Genomic DNA, 18,022 nt, shown 5'->3' with positions numbered 1-18,022 from the left:
TGCGGGTTCTCGTTTGGTCAAAAAATCGCCAGATTCTACACCGTGCGGCGGGGCAGGACAAAACTCAGCAGGAACAGGCCGGCGGCGCTGACCACGATCGAGGGGCCGGCGGGGGTATCCTTGAACCAGGACAGGGCCAGGCCGGCGCACACCGCGACCAGTCCCAGCAGGCTGGCGCCGACCGCCATCTGCTCGGGACTGCGGGCATGGCGCTGGGCGGCGGCGGCGGGAATGATCAGCAGCGAGGTGATCAGCAGTACGCCGACGATCTTCATCGCCACGGCGATGACGATGGCGATCAGCAACATCAGCGCCAGGCGGATCGCTCCGACCGGCAGGCCTTCCACCTTCGCCAGTTCCTCGTGCACGGTGATCGCCAGCAGCGGCCGCCAGAGGAAGCAGATCAGTGCCAGGACCAGCGCGCTGCCGGCGATTATCCACAGCAGGTCGCTGGCGCTTACCGCCAGCAGATCGCCGAACAGGTAAGCCATCAGGTCGACCCGCACTTCCTTCATGAAGCTCAGGGTGACCAGGCCCAGCGACAGGGTGCTGTGGGCGAGGATGCCCAGCAGGGTGTCGGCGGCCAGCGGCTGGCGCTGCTGCAGGGTCACCAGCAGCACTGCGAGCAGCACGCAGCCGACGGTCACAGCCAGGGTCGGGCTGACATCGAGGAGGAAACCCAGGGCTACCCCGAGCAGTGCGGCGTGGGACAGGGTATCGCCGAAATAGGCCATCCGCCGCCAGACCACGAAGGAGCCCAGGGGGCCAGCCACCAGGGCCAGGGCGAGGCCGGCGAGGAGGGCGTTGAGCAGGAAGTCAGCCATGGTTGCAGTCGGGGCCGTGCTTGTGGACAGGAGTGAAGCGGGTGCCTGGAGGCAAGGCGCCGGGACCGGCCTTGACCACCTCGCCGTGGAGGTCGTGGGCGTGGTCGTGATGGTGGTGGTAGATCGCCAGGCTGCGAGCGTCCTGGCCGAACAGCTCGACGAAGGCCGGGTCGCCGCTGACCTGCTCGGGGTGCCCTGAGCAGCAGACATGGCGGTTCAGGCAGACCACCTGGTCGGTGGCGCTCATCACCAGGTGCAGGTCGTGGGAGACCATCAGCACACCGCAGCCGTAGCGGTCGCGCAGTTTGCCGATGAGGCGGTAGAGTTCGGCCTGGCCGGCGACGTCGACGCCCTGCACCGGCTCGTCGAGCACCAGTAGCTCGGGCTTGCGCAGCAGAGCGCGGGCCAGCAGCACGCGTTGCAGTTCGCCACCGGAAATGCTTTGCAGCGGGCGCTCCAGCACGTGCGCCGCGCCGACCTCGCGCAACGCCGCCAGCGCCTGCTCGCGCCTGACCCCGGGTACCAGGCGGAGGAAGCGCAGTACGCTGAGCGGCAGGGTGGCGTCGACGTGGAGTTTCTGCGGCATGTAGCCGATGGTCAGCCGCGGCCGTCGCCAGACCTCGCCGACGTGCGGCTTGAGCAGGCCGAGCACGCTGCGTACCAGGGTGGTCTTGCCGGCGCCGTTGGGGCCGATCAGGGTGACGATCTGGCCGGGCTCGATGGCCAGGTCGACATCGCTCAGCACCGCCTGGCCGTTGAAGGACACGCCGACCTGGGTCAGCCGCACCAGCGCGTTGTCCATCAGGCGTCCTTCTGGTCCCGGCAGGTGCCGCAGAGGCCGACCACCTCGACGGTCTGGCTTTCAACGGCGAAGCCGACGCTGTTCGCTCCGGCGACGATGGCCCGGCTGATATCCGGCTGTTCCAGCTCGATCGCGGTGTGGCAGGTGCGGCAGATGAGGAACTGGCCCTGGTGGCTGTGCTCCGGGTTGTTGCAGCCGACGAACGCGTTGAGCGAGGCGATGCGGTGCACCAGGCCGTTCTCCTGGAGGAAGTCCAGCGCGCGGTAGACGGTCGGCGGCGCGGCGCGGCGGCCGTCGGTTTCGCTGAGCACCGCGAGGATATCGTAGGCCCCCAGCGGCTTGTGGCTCTGCCAGACCAGCTCCAGCACGCGCCGCCGCAATTCGGTCAGGCGTACGCCCTGGCGCGCGCACAGCGCATCGGCCTCGGCCAGCGCGGTGCTGACGCACTGGCTGTGGTCATGGGGCTGGCAGGCCAGCGGGGTCTTGGGCGCAATCTTGTACATGGGCTGCGACGCTCGAGGGTAGAGACGTTATTATATTACCCGCTAACCACCTTTCATGTGAGTGCCGCCGTGACCCTGCGTCCCTTTGCCCTGCTGTCCGCCTGCTTCGCCCTGTTCCTGCTGGCTTCGCCGGCGCGCGCCGAGGTCAGCGTGCTGACCAGCATCAAACCGCTGCAACTGGTCGCCGCGGCCATCCAGGACGGCGTCGGCCAGCCGGACGTACTGCTGCCGCCGGGCGCCTCGCCGCACCAGTACGCCCTGCGTCCTTCCGACGTACGGCGGCTGCGCGAGGTGCAATTGTTCTACTGGATCGGCCCGGACCTGGAGAACTTCCTGCCCAAGGTGCTCGCCGGCCGCCAGGGCGCCAGCGTCGCGGTGCAGGACCTGCCGGGCATGCACCTGCGCAAGTTCGTCAATTTCGAGGAAGAGGAGCATGCCGGGCACGACGAGCACGACCATGACCATCGTCCCGGCATGCTCGACGCCCACCTCTGGCTGTTGCCGGCCAACGCCCGCACCATCGCCGCGCGGATGGCCGAGGACCTGGCCCAGGTCGACCCGGCCAACGCCGGGCGCTACCGGGCCAACCTGAAGGCCTTCGAGGAGCGCCTCGGCGGGCTCGACGGCAAACTCCGCGAACGCCTGGGCAAGCTTGCCGGCAAGCCTTTCTTCGTCTTCCATGAAGCCTTCGACTATTTCGAGGAAGCCTACGGATTGCGCCATACCGGCGTGTTCGCGGTATCCGCGGAGGTCCAGCCGGGAGCACGCCATGTCGCCGCCATGCGCGCCCAGCTGAAGGCCGCCGGTCCGGCCTGCATCTTCAGCGAGCCGCCGCTTCGACCGCGGCTGGCCGACACCCTCAGCGAAGGCCTGCCGGTGCGCCTGGCCGAACTGGACGACCTGGGCGTGAACGTGAGCGTGGACGCCAACGGCTATGAGAATCTTCTGAACAACCTGGCAGGCGAATTTGCCGGCTGTCTGGAAAAGCTCTGAAAACCCGTGACCGATGGCCGCGCCCTCTTGCGCGCGGCGTCCCGATGACTAAGGTTGTCTGTTGCTGCCTGACACAAGATATTGATTCCCGTCAGGTACGGATAACTAGATGTTGCGTACGGTGGCCGGCTTCGGACGCCCCAACAACCATCGGGAGGTTAATCAGCGGATGGCCAAGACAGACGCACGCAGTCCCCGCACCGAACGCGGGACCATCGCCCTGCAGGACGCGTCGCAGGATATCTGGGACAAGAAGTACCGGCTCAAGAGCAAGGACGGTACGCCGGTGGATGCCAGCGTCGACGGTACCTGGCAACGCGTCGCCCGCGCCCTTGCCGATGTCGAGGAAAAGGCCTCCCGCGAACACTGGTACGGGCGCTTCCTCTGGGCCCTGCGCAACGGTGCCATCCCGGCCGGCCGGATCATCTCCAACGCCGGCGCCCTGGGGCACAAGCCGGCCACCTCGACCATCAACTGCACGGTGTCCGGGACCATCCAGGACTCCATGGACAACATCCTCGAGAAAGTCCACGAGGCCGGGCTGACGCTCAAGGCCGGCTGCGGCATCGGCTATGAGTTCAGCACCCTGCGCCCGCGCGGCGCCTACGTTTCCGGTGCCGGTGCCTACACCAGCGGGCCGCTGTCGTTCATGGACATCTACGACAAGATGTGCTTCACCGTCAGCTCCGCAGGCGGCCGCCGCGGCGCGCAGATGGGCACCTTCGATGTCAGCCACCCGGACGTCCGCGAATTCATCCGCGCCAAGCGCGAGGACGGGCGCTTGCGCCAGTTCAACCTGAGCCTGCTGATCACCGACCAGTTCATGCAGGCGGTGGAACAGGACGCCGACTGGCCGCTGGTATTCCCGGTGCACGTGAAGGAGCGCGACGAGATCGACCTCGACGACCCCAACGCGGTGGTCTGGCGCGAATGGCCGATCCAGGACGACTACGTTCAGCGCGCCGACGGGCTGGTCGCCTGCAAGGTCTACGGCCAGGTCCGCGCCCGCCACCTGTGGGACATGATCATGGTCTCCACCTACGACTATGCGGAGCCGGGCTTCATCCTCATCGACCGGGTCAACGAACTGAACAACAACTGGTGGTGCGAGGCGATCCGCGCCACCAACCCCTGCGGCGAGCAGCCTCTGCCGCCGTACGGCTCGTGTCTGCTCGGCTCGGTCAACCTCACCTGCTTCGTCGAGCAGCCATTTGGCGACGAGGCGCGCTTCGACTGGGACCGTTTCCGCGAAGTGGTGCGGGTGTTTACCCGGATGCTCGACAACGTGGTGGAAATCAACGGCCTGCCGCTGGAACAGCAACGCCAGGAAATCCTTGGCAAGCGCCGGCATGGCATGGGCTTCCTCGGCCTGGGCTCGACCCTGACCCTGCTCAAGCTGCGCTACGGCAGTCCCGAGGCCTGCGTATTCACCGAGGAAGTGGCGCGGGAAATGGCCCTGGTGGGCTGGGAAGTGGCCCTGGAGCTGGCCAGGGAGAAGGGCCCGGCGCCGATCCTGGCGCAGGACTACGAAGTCACTGCGGAAATGCTTCGCAAGCGTCCGGAAATGGCCGCCGATGGCTATAAGGCCGGCGACCGCATCCGCGGCAGCGTGCTTCACGCCAAGTATTCCCGCTACATGCAGCGGGTCGCCGAACATGCTCCGGAACTGATCGAGGCGTTGGCTGAAACCGGCGCGCGCTTCACCCACCACAGCTCCATCGCGCCGACCGGGACCATCAGCCTGAGCCTGGCCAACAATGCCTCCAACGGTATCGAGCCGAGCTTCGCCCACCATTATTCGCGCAACCTGATCCGCGAAGGCCGCAAGACCAAGGAAAAGGTCGAGGTCTACAGCTACGAGCTGCTGGCATACCGGACCCTGGTCAACGCCCAGGCCCTGCCGGACAGCGACGACCCGGCGCGACGCCTGCCGGACTACTTCATCACCGCCGACAGCGTCACCCCGGCGCAGCACGTGGACATCCAGGCGGCGGCGCAGAAGTGGGTCGATTCGTCGATCTCCAAGACCGCCAACGTGCCCACCGACTACCCGTTCGAGGACTTCAAGGACATCTATCGCTACGCCTGGCACCAGGGACTCAAGGGCTGCACCACCTTCCGCTTCAATCCCGAGGCGTTCCAGGGCGTGCTGGTCAAGGAGTCCGACCTGGAGAAGACCCGCTACCGCTTCGAACTGGAGGACGGCAGCGTGGTGGAGTTCAAGGGCAACGAGCAGGTCGAGTACGACGGTGAGATCCATACCGCCGCCAACCTCTTCGACGCCTTGAAAGAAGGCTATTACGGCAAGTACTGAGGCCGGGGGAATCGATATGTCAGCAGTCAAGATCACGCAGAAGATCAAGGGCTTCAAGGTCGTCAACGAAGCCGAGGAGCAGGCCCTTGCCGCCGCCGCGGAAGCCGCGTCGGTGGTGCAGATGGACGAGACCCTGGAGCGCCCGGATACCCTGATCGGCGCCACCTACAAGATCAAGTCGCCGCTGTTCGAGCACGCGCTCTACGTGACCATCAACGACATGGTCCTCAATGCGGGCACGGCGCACGAGCAGCGGCGTCCCTTCGAGATCTTCATCAACTCGAAGAACATGGATCATTTCCAGTGGATCGTCGCACTTACCCGCATCATGTCCGCGGTTTTCCGCAAGGGCGGCGACTGTACCTTCCTTGTCGAGGAGCTCAAGGCGGTATTCGACCCGCGCGGGGGCTACCTGAAGAAAGGCGGCATCTACATGCCTTCCATCGTCGCCGAGATCGGCGGCGTGCTGGAGCGCCACCTGACGGCCATCGGCTTGTTGCGTGGCCCTGAACTGGACGAGGAACAGCGCCTTTTCCTCGCGGAAAAACGCGCCGCCTACGAGGCCGCCCAGGGCACCAGCAAGGTCGAGCCGGGCGAAGGCTTCCCCGCCGGCGCGCAACTGTGCGGCAAGTGCAACAGCATGGCGGTGGTACAGATGGACGGCTGCGCCACCTGCCTCAACTGCGGACACTCGAAATGTGGGTGAGCACTTGAAAAACGCATGCGTTTTTCAATGCGAACGACCGGCCAGGATGGCCGGGCTGGGGGTGGGCTGAACGACGAAGCCTCGACAGGATGTCAGCTCGGCCTTACCCAAGACGCCGAACCGCATGCGTTTTTCAATGCGAACGACCGGCCAGGATGGCCGGGCCGGGGGTGGGCTGAACGACGAGGCCTCGACAGGATGTCGGCTCGGCCTCACCCCAAGACGCCGAACCGCATGCGTTTTTCAATGCGAACGACCGGCCAGGATGGCCGGGCCGGGGGTGGGCTGAACGACGAGGCCTCGACAGGATGTCAGCTCGGCCTTACCCAAGACGCCGAACCGCATGCGTTTTTCAATGCGAACGACCGGCCAGGATGGCCGGGCCGGGGGTGGGCTGAACGACGAAGCCTCGACAGGATGTCGGCTCGGCCTCACTCCAAGACGCCGAACCGCATGGTTTTTGAAGGGCGAACGGCCGCAGGACGGCCGTGCTCCTGTGGTTCCTGCCTACAACGCAAACGGCAAATGAATCTCCACGTTCTGCCGTTGCGCCAGGCGCATCTCGAACTCCGCCGGATCATGGATCAGCACGTCCTGTCCGGCGAACGCCTCGGCGGCGATCAGTCGCGACAGCCAGAAGCGCACGCAGGCGACCCGCAGCATGCTCGGCCAGTGCTCGGCTTCCAGCGCGGTGAACGGCCGGCGGTTGGCGTAGGCGGCGAGCAGGGCGCGGGCGCGGGCCGGGTCCAGGCTGCCGTCGGTATTGGAGCACCAGTCGTTCAGGGTGATCGCCAGGTCGTAGAGCATCCAGCCGGAGCAGGCGTTGTAGAAGTCGATCAGGCCGGCCAGGTGCGGGCCGTCGAACAGCACGTTGTCGCGGAACAGGTCGGCATGCAGGTTGGCGCGCGGCAGCGCTGGACGCTCGGCATCCAGCGCGGCGATCTCCGCCAGGGCCGGGGCGAGCAGGGCGCGGGCCTGTTCCGGTAGTCGCGGGGCGAGGTTGGCACCTTGTTCCAGCATCCAGGGCAGGCCACGGTCGCTCGGGCGTTCGAGGATGCGCCCGCGGGTGGCGGCGTGAAGGTGGCCGAGCAGATCGCCCACTTCCTGGCAGTGGTGGGCGTTCGGCTGCCGCTCGTGGCGGCCGGCCAGGCGCGGTTGCAGCAGCGCCGGCTTGCCTTCGAGACGGCGCAGGGCCTCGCCGTCGCGGGTGCGCAGGGCGTAGGGCACCGGCAGGCCGTCCTCGTGGAGCACGTCGAGCAGTTCGATGAAGAACGGCAGGTCCTGCACCGGGCCGCGCTCGACCAGGGTCAGGACGAACTCGCCGTGTTCCAGGCTGACGAAGAAGTTGCTGTTCTCGGAGCCTTCGGCGATGCCACGGAAATCCCGCAGGCGGCCCAGGTCGTAGGGGGCGAGGAAGGCTTCCAGGGTCGAGCGTTCGAGTGGGGTGAACACCGACATGTCAGCGCGGCCTCGCCCGGTTGGAAATGCACATCACCAGCTGAAGATCTCCCATTGTGGAATCAGCTTGTCCGGCTGGTCGGAGCGAATGAAGTTGCCATCGCTGCCGTCGGCGCGGACCAGGAAATAGGGTTTGCCATGCTTGGGAACCACCTTGATGGCGTAGAGGAAGCCATTCACGCGGTATTCCTGGATGGTCTTGTCGCCCTCCTGGCGGATGGTTACGTCGGGCTCGCCGGAGGGCGCGTCGTCGTCCGCCGCCATCGCGACGAGCGGGGCGAACGCCAGCAGTCCGGCGAGCATCAAGCGGTTCAGCGTACGCATGGTAACCTTGCTCCTTTATCGAATCGTCCAGGGTTCATTCTACACGCCCTGGTCTCCGGAAAAGGTTGATTCCCCTCATGAGCCAAGCGCCCCTCGTCCTGGTGGACGGTTCCTCGTACCTGTACCGCGCCTTCCATGCCCTGCCGCCGCTGACCACCTCGACCGGCAAGCCCACCGGTGCGGTGAAGGGCGTGCTGAACATGCTCCTGAGCCTGCGCAAGCAGTACCCGGACAGCCCGTTCGCGGTGGTCTTCGACGCCAAGGGCCCGACCTTCCGCGACGAGCTGTTCGCCGAGTACAAGGCCAACCGGCCGTCGATGCCCGACGACCTGCGGGTCCAGGTCGAGCCGCTGCATGCCAGCGTCCGCGCCCTCGGCCTGCCGCTGCTGTGCGTGGAGGGGGTCGAGGCCGACGACGTGATCGGCACCCTGGCGCGCAGCAGCGCCGCGGCTGACCGCCCGGTGGTGATTTCCACCGGCGACAAGGACATGGCGCAACTGGTCGACGGGCACATTACGCTGGTCAACACCATGACCGGTAGCCGCCTCGACGTGGATGGCGTGAAAGAGAAATTCGGCGTCGGTCCTGAGCTGATCATCGATTTCCTCGCCCTGATGGGCGACAAGGTCGACAACATCCCCGGCGTTCCGGGTGTCGGCGAGAAAACCGCGCTGGGCCTGCTGACCGGCGTCGGTGGCGGCCTGGAGGTGCTCTACGCCAGCCTGGACAAGGTGCCCGAGCTACCGATCCGCGGCGCCAAGGGTTTGCCGGCGAAGCTCGAGGAAAATCGCGAGCAGGCGTTCCTGTCCTATCAGTTGGCGACCATCAAGACCGACGTCGAACTGGACGTGGAGATCGACAAGCTGTATCCCGGCGAGCCGCAGCGCGAAGCGCTGATCGCCCTGTACCGCGAGCTGGAGTTCAAGAACTGGCTGGACGACCTCCTGCGCGAGGCCAAGGAGGCCGGCGAGAACGGCGAGGCGGAAACGCCTATCCAGGCCGAGGTCGACTACGACGTGGTGCTCGACCAGGCCGGATTCGACGCCTGGCTGAAGAAGCTGGAGGAGGCCGAGCTGATCGCCTTCGATACCGAGACCACCAGCATCGACGCCCAGCAGGCGCAGGTGGTGGGGGTGTCCTTCGCCGTGAAGGAGGGCGAGGCCGCCTACGTGCCGCTGGCCCACAGCTACATGGGCGTTCCGGAGCAACTGGACCGTGACGCGGTGCTGCGTGCGTTGAAACCGCTGCTGGAGGATCCGAAGAAGCTCAAGGTCGGCCAGCATGCCAAGTACGACATCAATGTCCTGGCCAATGCCAGCACCCCCATCGCGCTGCGGGGCGTAGCCTACGACACCATGCTCGAGTCCTATGTGCTGGACTCCACCGCCACTCGCCACGACATGGACAGCCTGGCCCTGAAGTACCTCGGCCACAGCACCATCCGTTTCGAGGACATCGCCGGCAAGGGCGCCAAGCAACTGACCTTCGACCAGATCGCCATCGAACAGGCCGGGCCCTATGCGGCGGAGGACGCCGACGTGGCCCTGCGCCTGCACCAGGCCCTGTGGCAGAAGCTGGAGGCGATCCCGTCCCTGGCCAGGGTCCTGACCGACATCGAGATGCCGCTGGTACCGGTGCTGGCGCGGATCGAGCGCAACGGCGCGCTGGTCGACGCCAACCTGCTGGGCATCCAGAGCCACGAACTGGGCGAGAAGATGGTCGCCCTGGAGCGCCAGGCATACGACCTGGCTGGGCAGGAATTCAACCTCGGTTCGCCCAAGCAGCTCGGCGCGATCCTCTACGACAAGCTCGGCCTGCCGGTTCTGAGCAAGACCGCGACCGGCCAGCCGTCCACCGCCGAGGCAGTGCTCGCCGAACTGGCCGAGCAGGACTTCGAGCTGCCCAAGGTGATCATGCAGTACCGCTCCATGAGCAAGCTCAAGAGCACCTACACCGACCGCCTGCCCGAGCAGATCAACCCGCGTACCGGACGCATCCATACCTCATACCACCAGGCGGTGGCGGCTACCGGGCGGCTGTCGTCGAGCGACCCGAACCTGCAGAACATCCCGATCCGTACCGCGGAGGGCCGGCGCATCCGCCAGGCGTTCGTCGCGCCGCAGGGCTACAAGCTATTGGCCGCGGACTACTCGCAGATCGAGCTGCGGATCATGGCCCACCTGGCCAAGGACGATGGCCTGCTGGATGCCTTCCGCCACGACCTGGACGTACACCGCGCCACCGCGGCGGAAGTCTTCGGCGTGCCGCTGGAAGACGTCAGCGGCGACCAGCGACGCAGCGCCAAGGCGATCAACTTCGGATTGATCTACGGCATGAGCGCCTTCGGCCTGGCCAAGCAGATCGGCGTCGAGCGCAAGGAGGCCCAGGCCTACATCGACCGTTACTTCGCCCGCTACCCCGGCGTCCTGGCGTACATGGAACGGACCCGCGCCCAGGCCGCGGAGCAGGGCTTCGTCGAAACCCTGTTCGGCCGTCGCCTGTACCTGCCGGAGATCCATTCGAAGAACGGCGCCATGCGCAAGGCCGCCGAGCGCACCGCGATCAACGCGCCGATGCAGGGCACCGCGGCGGACATCATGAAGCGCGCCATGGTCGCTGTGGATAACTGGCTGCAGGAAAGCGGCCTCGATGCCCGGGTGATCCTCCAGGTGCACGACGAACTGGTGCTGGAAGTGCGCGAGGAGCTGGTCGAGCAGGTGTGCGAGGGAATCCGCCCGCTGATGAGCGGAGCGGCGACCCTGGACGTACCGCTGGTGGTCGAGGCGGGTGTCGGTTCGAACTGGGACGAAGCCCACTGATGAACGGTTGCGAGGCCCGTGTGGCGGGCCTTGCGAGCAGGTCCGGAGGGCCCGGGGAGGGTGCCGTGGAAAAGTTTTTCGCGGCGCGCTGAACTTTCCCGTTTTGCCGACAGTCAGAACACACGAATGGCTTCTTGAGCCCTTCGATGCTCCTTTGCAGTGTTTAGTGTTGGCAGATTCCTGGACCCCGCCCTAGCGGTCCGGACTTGAACCCCGAACTTCCCCCTCCCCATACGAAGCTCGGGGTTTTTTTTGCCTGGAATTCAGGCTTCCTCGAACGCCTCTTGTTCCTCGTCCAGCAGGCCCAGCCATTGCGCCAGGACCATTTGCGCCTCGTCGACGCCCTGGCGCTTGGGCGCGGAGAACAGTTGCAGAGTGGCGACGTCGCCCCAGCCTTGCTGGACTTCCCGGCGTACCTTGAGCAGGGCGTTCTTGGCCGCGCCGAAGGCCAGCTTGTCGGCCTTGGTCATCAGTACATGGATCGGTAGCTGGCTGGCCTGGGCCCAATCCAGCATCAGTCGGTCGAAGTCGGTGAGCGGGTGGCGGATGTCCATCATCAGGAACACCCCGGCCAGGCTTGCGCGGCTGCTCAGGTAGGCTTCCAGGTGGCGCTGCCAGTGCTGCTTCAGGGGGATCGGCACCTTCGCGTAGCCGTAGCCGGGCAGGTCCACCAGGCGCCGCGAGTCGTCCAGGGCGAAGAAATTGAGCAGTTGGGTACGTCCCGGGGTTTTCGAGGTGCGCGCCAGGTTGGCGTGGGTGAGGGTGTTCAGCGCGCTCGACTTGCCGGCATTGGAGCGCCCGGCGAAAGCGACTTCCAGGCCTTCGTCGGGGGGGCACTGGTCGACCTGGGCGGCACTGATGAGAAAGCTGGCCTTCTGGCACAGGCCGACGATGGGGTTCTTCTCTGACATGGGTTATCCACAGGGGTGCGACTCGGTGTCGCGGGGGGCTGTTTCGTTTCCGTTTCGGTATCGGAAGTATATAATGCCGCGGATTTTGTGTGCGCTTTATCCCCCAGGGTCGAGCGCGCGCGGGAACGGACAGAGCATTTTCCGCGCGGTAGAACGCGGGCGTTCCCCCTGATGAGGACGATCATGAAGAAACTGCTGCTCGCAGCGACAGTCGTTGCGGTGGCCGTTACGGCGCAGGCGGCGCAGGACCCGGAAGCAGTGTTCAACCGGACCTGTGGCGCGTGTCACGACGGCCAGCTGCCGATGGCGCCGAAAAAGGGCGACCATGCCGCCTGGGAGCCGCGGCTGGCCAAGGGCATGCCGACCCTGGTCCAGCATGTGACCAACGGATTCAACGCCATGCCGCCCCGCGGCCTGTGCACCGACTGCAGTGCCGAAGACTACCAGGCAACCATCCAGTGGATGGTGAAGAAGTAGCCGAAGCCCACTATCTTTCACCCTTAGCCGTAATTGGATTAGCTGATGAACAAACTTCTCGTGAGTCTGCTGTTGACCCTGGGTCTGACCGGCCTTGCCCATGCCGCTGGCGATGCCGCCGCGGGCCAGGCGAAAGCCGCGGTGTGCGGCGCCTGTCACGGTGCGGATGGCAACAGCCCGGCGCCGAACTTCCCGAAACTGGCCGGCCAGGGCGAGCGTTACCTGCTCAAGCAGATGCATGACATCAAGGACGGCAAGCGTACCGTGCTGGAAATGACCGGGCTGCTGACCAACCTCAGCGACCAGGACCTGGCCGACATCGCCGCCTACTTCGCCAGCCAGAAGATGAGCGTCGGCATGGCCGATCCGAACCTGGTGGCCCAGGGCGAAGCGCTGTTCCGCGGCGGCAAGATCGCCGAAGGCATGCCGGCCTGCACCGGTTGCCATTCCCCGAGCGGCGTCGGCATCGCAACCGCCGGTTTCCCGCACCTGGGCGGCCAGCACGCGACCTACGTGGCCAAGCAGCTGACCGACTTCCGCGAAGGCACCCGCACCAACGACGGCGACACCAAGATCATGCAGTCCATCGCCGCCAAGCTGTCGAACAAGGACATCGCCGCGATTTCCAGCTACATCCAGGGGCTGCACTGATCGCTGCGTAGCACGGCAAAAAAGATGTATGAAAAAGGGTGGCCTCGGCTGCCCTTTTTTGCGTCCGCCATCGCTACAATGCTGGAACCCGTGACCGCTCCCCCCGGTCGAACTGACCGGGCCGAACCCGGCCGGAGAGCGGCACTGACCTCGCCTAGGAGTGAACGATGCGTAACCTGATTCTCACCGCCATGCTGGCCATGGCCAGCCTGTTCGGCATGGCCGCCCAGGCCGACGACTATACCGCCGGCAAGGAATACGTCGAGCTGAGCAGCCCGGTGCCGGTGTCCCAGCCGGGCAAGATCGAAGTGGTGGAACTGTTCTGGTATGGCTGCCCGCATTGCTACGCGTTCGAGCCGACCATCGTGCCGTGGAGCGAGAAGCTGCCGGCAGATGTCCATTTCGTGCGCCTGCCTGCCCTGTTCGGCGGTATCTGGAACGTCCATGGGCAGATGTTCCTGACCCTGGAAAGCATGGGCGTCGAGCATGACGTACACAACGCCGTGTTCGAGGCGATCCACAAGGAGCACAAGAAGCTCGCCACTCCGGAAGAAATGGCCGATTTCCTCGCCGGCAAGGGCGTGGACAAGGAAAAATTCCTGAGCACCTATAATTCCTTTGCCATCAAGGGCCAGATGGAAAAGGCCAAGAAGCTGGCAATGGCCTACCAGGTCACCGGCGTACCGACCATGGTGGTCAATGGCAAATACCGCTTCGACATCGGCTCCGCCGGTGGTCCGGAGGAAACCCTCAAGCTGGCCGACTACCTGATCGAGAAAGAGCGCGCAGCGGCCAAGAAGTAGGCAAGGTGATTCGGCATGTTGCGCCGCTGGCAGCGTGAACCTCGGGTCGCAGGTAGCTGCGACCCGCGAGTGAACCCCTCCTGTGACGATTCGCGGGAGTTGCCCGACGACGGCCGCCTGCGCCTTCTCAGCTTCAACATCCAGGTCGGTATCAGCACCGAGCGCTACCGCCACTACCTGACCCGCGGTTGGCAGCACCTGCTGCCCCACGCGGGGCGGGCGACCAACCTGAAGCGGATCGGCGAACTGCTCGCCGACTACGACCTCGTCGCCCTCCAGGAAGCCGACGGCGGCAGCCTGCGTTCCGGCTACGTCAATCAGGTCGAGCACTTGGCCCAGTTGGGGGCGTTCCCCTACTGGTACCAGCAGCTCAACCGCAACCTCGGGCGTATCGCCCAGCACAGCAACGGCCTGCTCAGCCGCTGGCGGCCGACCCTGCTGGAAGATCATCCGTTGCCCGGTCCGCCGGGACGCGGCGCGATCTTCGTGCGCTTTGGCGAAGGCGCCGACGCGCTGGTGGTAGTGATGATGCATCTCGCTCTCGGCGCTCGCACCCGCACCCGCCAGCTCGCCTATATCCGCGAGCTGATCGGCGACTACCGCCACCAGGTGCTGATGGGCGACATGAACACCCACGCCGTCGATCTTCTGGAAAACTCGCCCCTGCGCGACCTCGGCCTGATGGCGCCGCAGGTCGAGGCGACGTTTCCCAGCTGGCGGCCGCAGCGCAATCTCGATCACATCCTGCTCAGTTCCGATCTCGCTCTCGAGCGGGTCGACGTACTCGACCAGCCGATCTCCGACCATCTGCCGGTATCGGTGGAGATTCGCCTGCCGGACAACCTGCGCGACAAGGCCTTGGTCGTGCGCGGGGATGCCGGGAGTCCGCCATGAGTCGCGACGACGTCCAGCGCTGGAAAGACAAGTACCTGGAGAACATCGAGCAGCAGGAGCGCCTGCAACGGCGCTGGGATGCCCGGATCGACCTGCTGCGTCGCGGCCTGGTGCGTAGCAGTCTGGCGGCCGAAGGCAGCGACAAGGCGGTCGACCAGTGCATGAAGGAGCTGCGCGAGATCCTCCGTCGCGACGACATGGACGCCGGCCTGTCGGGCCTGATTCCGCGCCTGGAAAAGGCCGTGCTCGACTCCGAACAGCGCCGCCAGCAACGCACCCAGCAGAACATCGATGCTCTCGGCGAACTGGCCCAGCAGTTGCTGGCCCTGGACCTGCCGCGGGAACTGCGCAAGCCGCTGAAGCAGTTCGCCCGCGATATCGAGGAGCGCGCCCGGCAGTCGCGCGAGATTCCGATCCTGCTCAGCGAGCTGAGCAGGCTGCAACGCCAGGCGCTGGCCGAGCGCAAGGGCGGCGATGCCGAAGACGGTCGCCCGAGCCTGTTGCAACGCCTGTTCGGCGGCAAGGAGTCGGAAACCACCGCGGAGCCGAGCGCATCGGTGCCGTCCGTTGTGGCGGCAAGCAATACACCGATCCAACCGGCGGCGGCCGCGCCGTCCCTGCCGGTCGCCGAGCACGACGAGGCGCCAGGCGGTCCGCCGCAGCCGTTGCCCGCCCGCACGGTCGCCGCCATCGAAAGCGCGCCAGCGGGTTGGGTCGGGGTCGCCGAGCGTGGCGAGCCGAACCAGATCCTGCTGGATGAGCCCCGGGAAATCTGGCTCGACAGCCTGCCGCTACCGGCCGGCCTGAGCTTTAGCGAGACGCTGGAAGAAGCGGGTGCGGAGCCGTCGCCCGCAATGCCGGCGGACGTAGAAAGCGCGCCCGAAGCTCCGGCCACCCCTGTGGATAACCTCGACGGGCAGGCGGTAGACGAGGCCTATGAACTGCCGCCGCCGATACCGGAGCCCGGCTACAGCGCGGTGGCGCCGCACATCGAGGCCAGCCTGCTGCGGCTGCTCGACGGCCTGTCCCTGCCGAGCAGCCACCAGCCCCAGGCCGAGGCGCTGCGGGAGCGGATCGATGGCAGCCTGAACTGGTATGAGCTGGTGCCGGTACTCGACGACCTGGCGGTGCTGGTGCTGTCCCTGGCGGACAGTGGCCAGCGCGACTTCGAGGAATACCTGCGGCAACTCAACGAGCGCCTGGAAAGCTTCCTCGGCCACCTGGGCGACGCCCACGCCGGCTATACCGACGTGCTGGACAACGCGCGCGGCTTCGACCAATCGCTGCGTGAGCAGGTCAGTGGCCTGCAGGCCAGCGTGCAGCAGGCGACCGACCTGAACAGCCTCAAGCTGGCGGTGGACAGCCGGCTGAACGGCCTGCTTGCCTCCATGGACGAACACCAGCGCGAACAGGCCGAGCACGAACAGGAGGTGTCCGGCCGCCTGCAGGCGCTGATGGAGCGGGTCAACAGCATGGAGCAGGATGCCAAGGCGTTCCACAGCCACCTGGAGGACCAGCGACAGAAAGCCCTGACCGATCCGCTGACCGGCCTGCCCAACCGCGCGGCGCTCAGCGAGCGCCTGGAAAAGGAAGTGGCGCGCCGGCACCGGGACGGCGGCGATCTGCTGCTGGCGGTGCTGGACATCGACCACTTCAAGCGGATCAACGACGACTTCGGCCACCTGGCCGGGGACAAGGTGCTGAAGATCATTGCCGGCGAATTGCGCAAACGGTTGCGCCAGGCCGATTTCATCGCCCGTTTCGGCGGCGAGGAGTTCGTCGTCCTGCTCCCGGCCACGTCCCTGGAAGCCGGCCGGCAACTGCTCGAACGGCTGCGCGCGGCGATCGCCGCCTGTCCGTTCCATTTCAAGGGCGAGCCCCTGAGCATCACCTGTTCCGCCGGCATCACCGCGTTCGAAGGCAACGAGGCCGGCGAAGCGGTTTTCGAGCGTGCCGACCAGGCGCTGTATCGAGCCAAGCGCGCCGGCCGGGACCGCCTGGAAGTGGCCTGAAGGGCGACCAGCGCACATTCCGACGACTCGGGACGGGCTCGCCTGCAGGTGTTGCCGCGGCTCGCTAGAATGGTCCCGCCCGGTAGAATGACCGGCTGTCCCGCTCTGGAAACTCCCATGGATATGTTCGGCGTCGCCGTCCTGATCTTTCTGGTCACCGACCCCTTCGGCAACATCGCCGTGTTCCTCGCCGCGCTGAAAGGCGTCGCACCTGGGCGCCGCCTGCGCGTGGCGTTTCGCGAGCTGGCTTTCGCCCTGGGCCTGCTGCTGCTCTTCCTCACCCTCGGCGAGCACATCCTCAGCGGCCTCGGCCTGTCCCGCGAGGCGACCGGGATCGCGGGTGGCATCATCCTGTTCGTGATCGCCATGCGCCTGATCTTCCCGTCGCCACAAGGGCTGCTCGGCGAAGTGCCCGACGGCGAGCCGCTGCTGGTACCCCTGGCCACCCCGGCGGTGGCCGGGCCCTCGGCGCTGGCGATGCTGATCACCCTGCGCACCACCTTCGACGGTCCGCTGTGGGAGCTTTACCTGGCGGTGGTGCTGGCCTGGGCCGCTACTGCGCTGATCCTGCTGCAGGCGGCGTTCCTCCAGCGTTTCCTCGGCCCGCGCGGGCTGACCGCCATCGAGCGGCTGGCCGGCATGCTGCTGATCATGCTCAGCGTCGATATGCTGTTGGACAACCTGCGCAGCGTGTTGCACATCGCCGCCTGACCGCGCTGCCCATTTTTTTCGGAGTCATCATGCGTTCGTTCGTTCTACTGGCTTTCACCCTGTCGCTGCTGGCCGGCTGCTCCAGCGGCCCGCGCCTGAACACCGACTACACCTCGGCGAACCAGGACAGCCGCGTCCAGTTCATCGTCCTCCACTACACCTCCACCGATCTGCCGCATTCGCTGGGCATCCTCACCCACGGCGGCGTCAGCGCGCACTACCTGATCGGCGACGACGAGCCGGCCACCGTCTACCGCCTGGTGGATGAGAACCGCCGCGCCTGGCACGCCGGGGTCAGTGAATGGCAGGGCCGGACCTGGCTGAACGCCACCTCGATCGGCATCGAGATCGTCAACCAGGGCTATCGCGATACACCCCAGGGGCGGGTCTGGTATCCGTTCAGCGAAGCACAGATCCAGGCGCTGATCCCCCTGCTGAAGGACATCGCCAAGCGCCACGGCATCACCCCGGACCGGATCATCGGACACAGCGATATCGCGCCGGGCCGCAAGGTCGATCCGGGTCCGCTGTTCCCCTGGAAGCGCCTCGCCGACGCCGGCCTGGTGCCCTGGCCGAAGCCCGGCGAATTGGCGCGCCGGCTCGCCGAACTGAACGGCCAGCTGCCGGATGTGCGCTGGTTCCAGCAGCAGTTGGCGCGGCACGGTTACCTGGTGCCGCAGACCGGCGAGCTGGAGAAGGACACCCGCGACGTCATCGGCGCTTTCCAGATGAAATACCGTCCGGCCCGCTTCGATGGCGAGCCGGACCTGGAAACCGCCGCCCTGCTGCTGGCGGTGCCGACTTCCTGAGGCCTGTGGAA

Annotated in this window: 17 protein-coding genes; 11 read left to right on the top strand and 6 right to left on the bottom strand. The window is 66.2% G+C overall.

Annotated elements, in window-relative coordinates; all coding sequences use genetic code 11:
* Positions 1-35: 35 nt before the first annotated feature.
* Genes znuB through zur form a run of 3 tightly spaced genes read right to left on the bottom strand, consistent with a single transcriptional unit; the run spans position 36 to position 2,129 of the window.
* Positions 36-824, bottom strand: a complete 789-nt coding sequence (znuB, locus tag AC1RB9_RS28825) for a zinc ABC transporter permease subunit ZnuB (protein WP_003096998.1) — start codon at positions 822-824, stop codon at positions 36-38.
* Complete coding sequence (gene znuC, locus AC1RB9_RS28820) at positions 817-1,626, bottom strand: zinc ABC transporter ATP-binding protein ZnuC (protein WP_003099732.1); 810 nt, start codon at positions 1,624-1,626, stop codon at positions 817-819. Before znuC ends, znuB begins: the two co-directional genes overlap by 8 nt.
* Positions 1,626-2,129, bottom strand: coding sequence for a zinc uptake transcriptional repressor Zur (zur, locus tag AC1RB9_RS28815; RefSeq protein WP_003096992.1), 504 nt, complete (start codon positions 2,127-2,129; stop codon positions 1,626-1,628). The genes znuC and zur overlap by 1 nt, the downstream gene beginning before the upstream one ends.
* 69 nt (positions 2,130-2,198) lie before the next feature.
* Here zur and AC1RB9_RS28810 point away from each other — a divergent pair, with 69 nt between their 5' ends.
* The 3 genes from AC1RB9_RS28810 to AC1RB9_RS28800 all read left to right on the top strand — a co-directional run bounded on the left by AC1RB9_RS28810 (position 2,199) and on the right by AC1RB9_RS28800 (position 6,142).
* Positions 2,199-3,122: a zinc ABC transporter substrate-binding protein gene (locus tag AC1RB9_RS28810; protein WP_003099734.1), complete on the top strand. Its 924-nt coding sequence runs from the start codon at positions 2,199-2,201 to the stop codon at positions 3,120-3,122.
* 109 nt (positions 3,123-3,231) lie between these two features.
* A complete protein-coding gene (locus tag AC1RB9_RS28805) occupies positions 3,232-5,436 on the top strand; it encodes an adenosylcobalamin-dependent ribonucleoside-diphosphate reductase (protein WP_003146829.1) in 2,205 nt (734 codons plus the stop codon).
* Positions 5,437-5,452: 16 nt separating this feature from the next.
* Positions 5,453-6,142 (top strand): TSCPD domain-containing protein, encoded by a 690-nt coding sequence (locus AC1RB9_RS28800; RefSeq protein WP_003096987.1) that lies wholly within the window; start codon positions 5,453-5,455, stop codon positions 6,140-6,142.
* 507 nt (positions 6,143-6,649) lie between these two features.
* Here AC1RB9_RS28800 and AC1RB9_RS28795 read toward each other — a convergent pair.
* Together AC1RB9_RS28795 and AC1RB9_RS28790 are read right to left on the bottom strand one after the other, a co-directional pair.
* Positions 6,650-7,600, bottom strand: coding sequence for a homoserine kinase (locus AC1RB9_RS28795; RefSeq protein WP_003102827.1), 951 nt, complete (start codon positions 7,598-7,600; stop codon positions 6,650-6,652).
* Between the two features lie 33 nt (positions 7,601-7,633).
* Positions 7,634-7,924: a DUF2782 domain-containing protein gene (locus AC1RB9_RS28790; RefSeq protein WP_003096984.1), complete on the bottom strand. Its 291-nt coding sequence runs from the start codon at positions 7,922-7,924 to the stop codon at positions 7,634-7,636.
* Positions 7,925-8,001: 77 nt separating this feature from the next.
* On the opposite strand from AC1RB9_RS28790, the gene polA reads away from it, so the two are divergent.
* Positions 8,002-10,743 carry a DNA polymerase I gene (gene polA, locus AC1RB9_RS28785; RefSeq protein ID WP_003458308.1) on the top strand — a complete coding sequence of 914 codons (2,742 nt, stop codon included), beginning with the start codon at positions 8,002-8,004 and terminating at the stop codon, positions 10,741-10,743.
* 263 nt (positions 10,744-11,006) lie between these two features.
* Here the strand turns inward: polA and yihA are convergent, their stop codons facing one another.
* A complete protein-coding gene (gene yihA / locus AC1RB9_RS28780) occupies positions 11,007-11,654 on the bottom strand; it encodes a ribosome biogenesis GTP-binding protein YihA/YsxC (protein ID WP_003096980.1) in 648 nt (215 codons plus the stop codon).
* A 183-nt stretch (positions 11,655-11,837) separates the two neighbouring features.
* Between yihA and AC1RB9_RS28775 the strand changes: the two genes are divergently transcribed.
* The 7 genes from AC1RB9_RS28775 (at position 11,838) to ampDh2 (ending at position 18,011) form a co-directional block, all read left to right on the top strand.
* The gene (locus AC1RB9_RS28775; RefSeq protein ID WP_003096979.1) at positions 11,838-12,131 is read left to right on the top strand and encodes a c-type cytochrome; all 294 of its coding nucleotides are present in this window, start codon (positions 11,838-11,840) and stop codon (positions 12,129-12,131) included.
* A gap of 45 nt (positions 12,132-12,176) precedes the next feature.
* On the top strand, positions 12,177-12,782 hold the full coding sequence (locus AC1RB9_RS28770; RefSeq protein WP_003102831.1) for a c-type cytochrome: 606 nt from the start codon (positions 12,177-12,179) through the stop codon (positions 12,780-12,782).
* Between the two features lie 167 nt (positions 12,783-12,949).
* Positions 12,950-13,585, top strand: a complete 636-nt coding sequence (dsbA, locus tag AC1RB9_RS28765; protein WP_003096976.1) for a thiol:disulfide interchange protein DsbA — start codon at positions 12,950-12,952, stop codon at positions 13,583-13,585.
* Between the two features lie 15 nt (positions 13,586-13,600).
* Positions 13,601-14,479, top strand: a complete 879-nt coding sequence (locus AC1RB9_RS28760) for an endonuclease/exonuclease/phosphatase family protein (protein ID WP_003096975.1) — start codon at positions 13,601-13,603, stop codon at positions 14,477-14,479.
* Positions 14,476-16,491 (top strand): diguanylate cyclase DgcP, encoded by a 2,016-nt coding sequence (gene dgcP, locus AC1RB9_RS28755; RefSeq protein WP_003458305.1) that lies wholly within the window; start codon positions 14,476-14,478, stop codon positions 16,489-16,491. The genes AC1RB9_RS28760 and dgcP overlap by 4 nt, the downstream gene beginning before the upstream one ends.
* A 117-nt stretch (positions 16,492-16,608) precedes the next feature.
* The gene (locus AC1RB9_RS28750; RefSeq protein ID WP_003102836.1) at positions 16,609-17,202 is read left to right on the top strand and encodes a MarC family protein; all 594 of its coding nucleotides are present in this window, start codon (positions 16,609-16,611) and stop codon (positions 17,200-17,202) included.
* 29 nt (positions 17,203-17,231) lie between these two features.
* Positions 17,232-18,011, top strand: coding sequence for an N-acetylmuramoyl-L-alanine amidase AmpDh2 (ampDh2, locus tag AC1RB9_RS28745; protein ID WP_003096970.1), 780 nt, complete (start codon positions 17,232-17,234; stop codon positions 18,009-18,011).
* Positions 18,012-18,022 lie beyond the last annotated feature (11 nt).

It is taken from the genome of Pseudomonas sp. 20-5, assembly GCF_056782835.1.
Note: the sequence above shows the minus strand (reverse complement) of the source record. Positions and strands in the feature narration are given on the sequence as shown.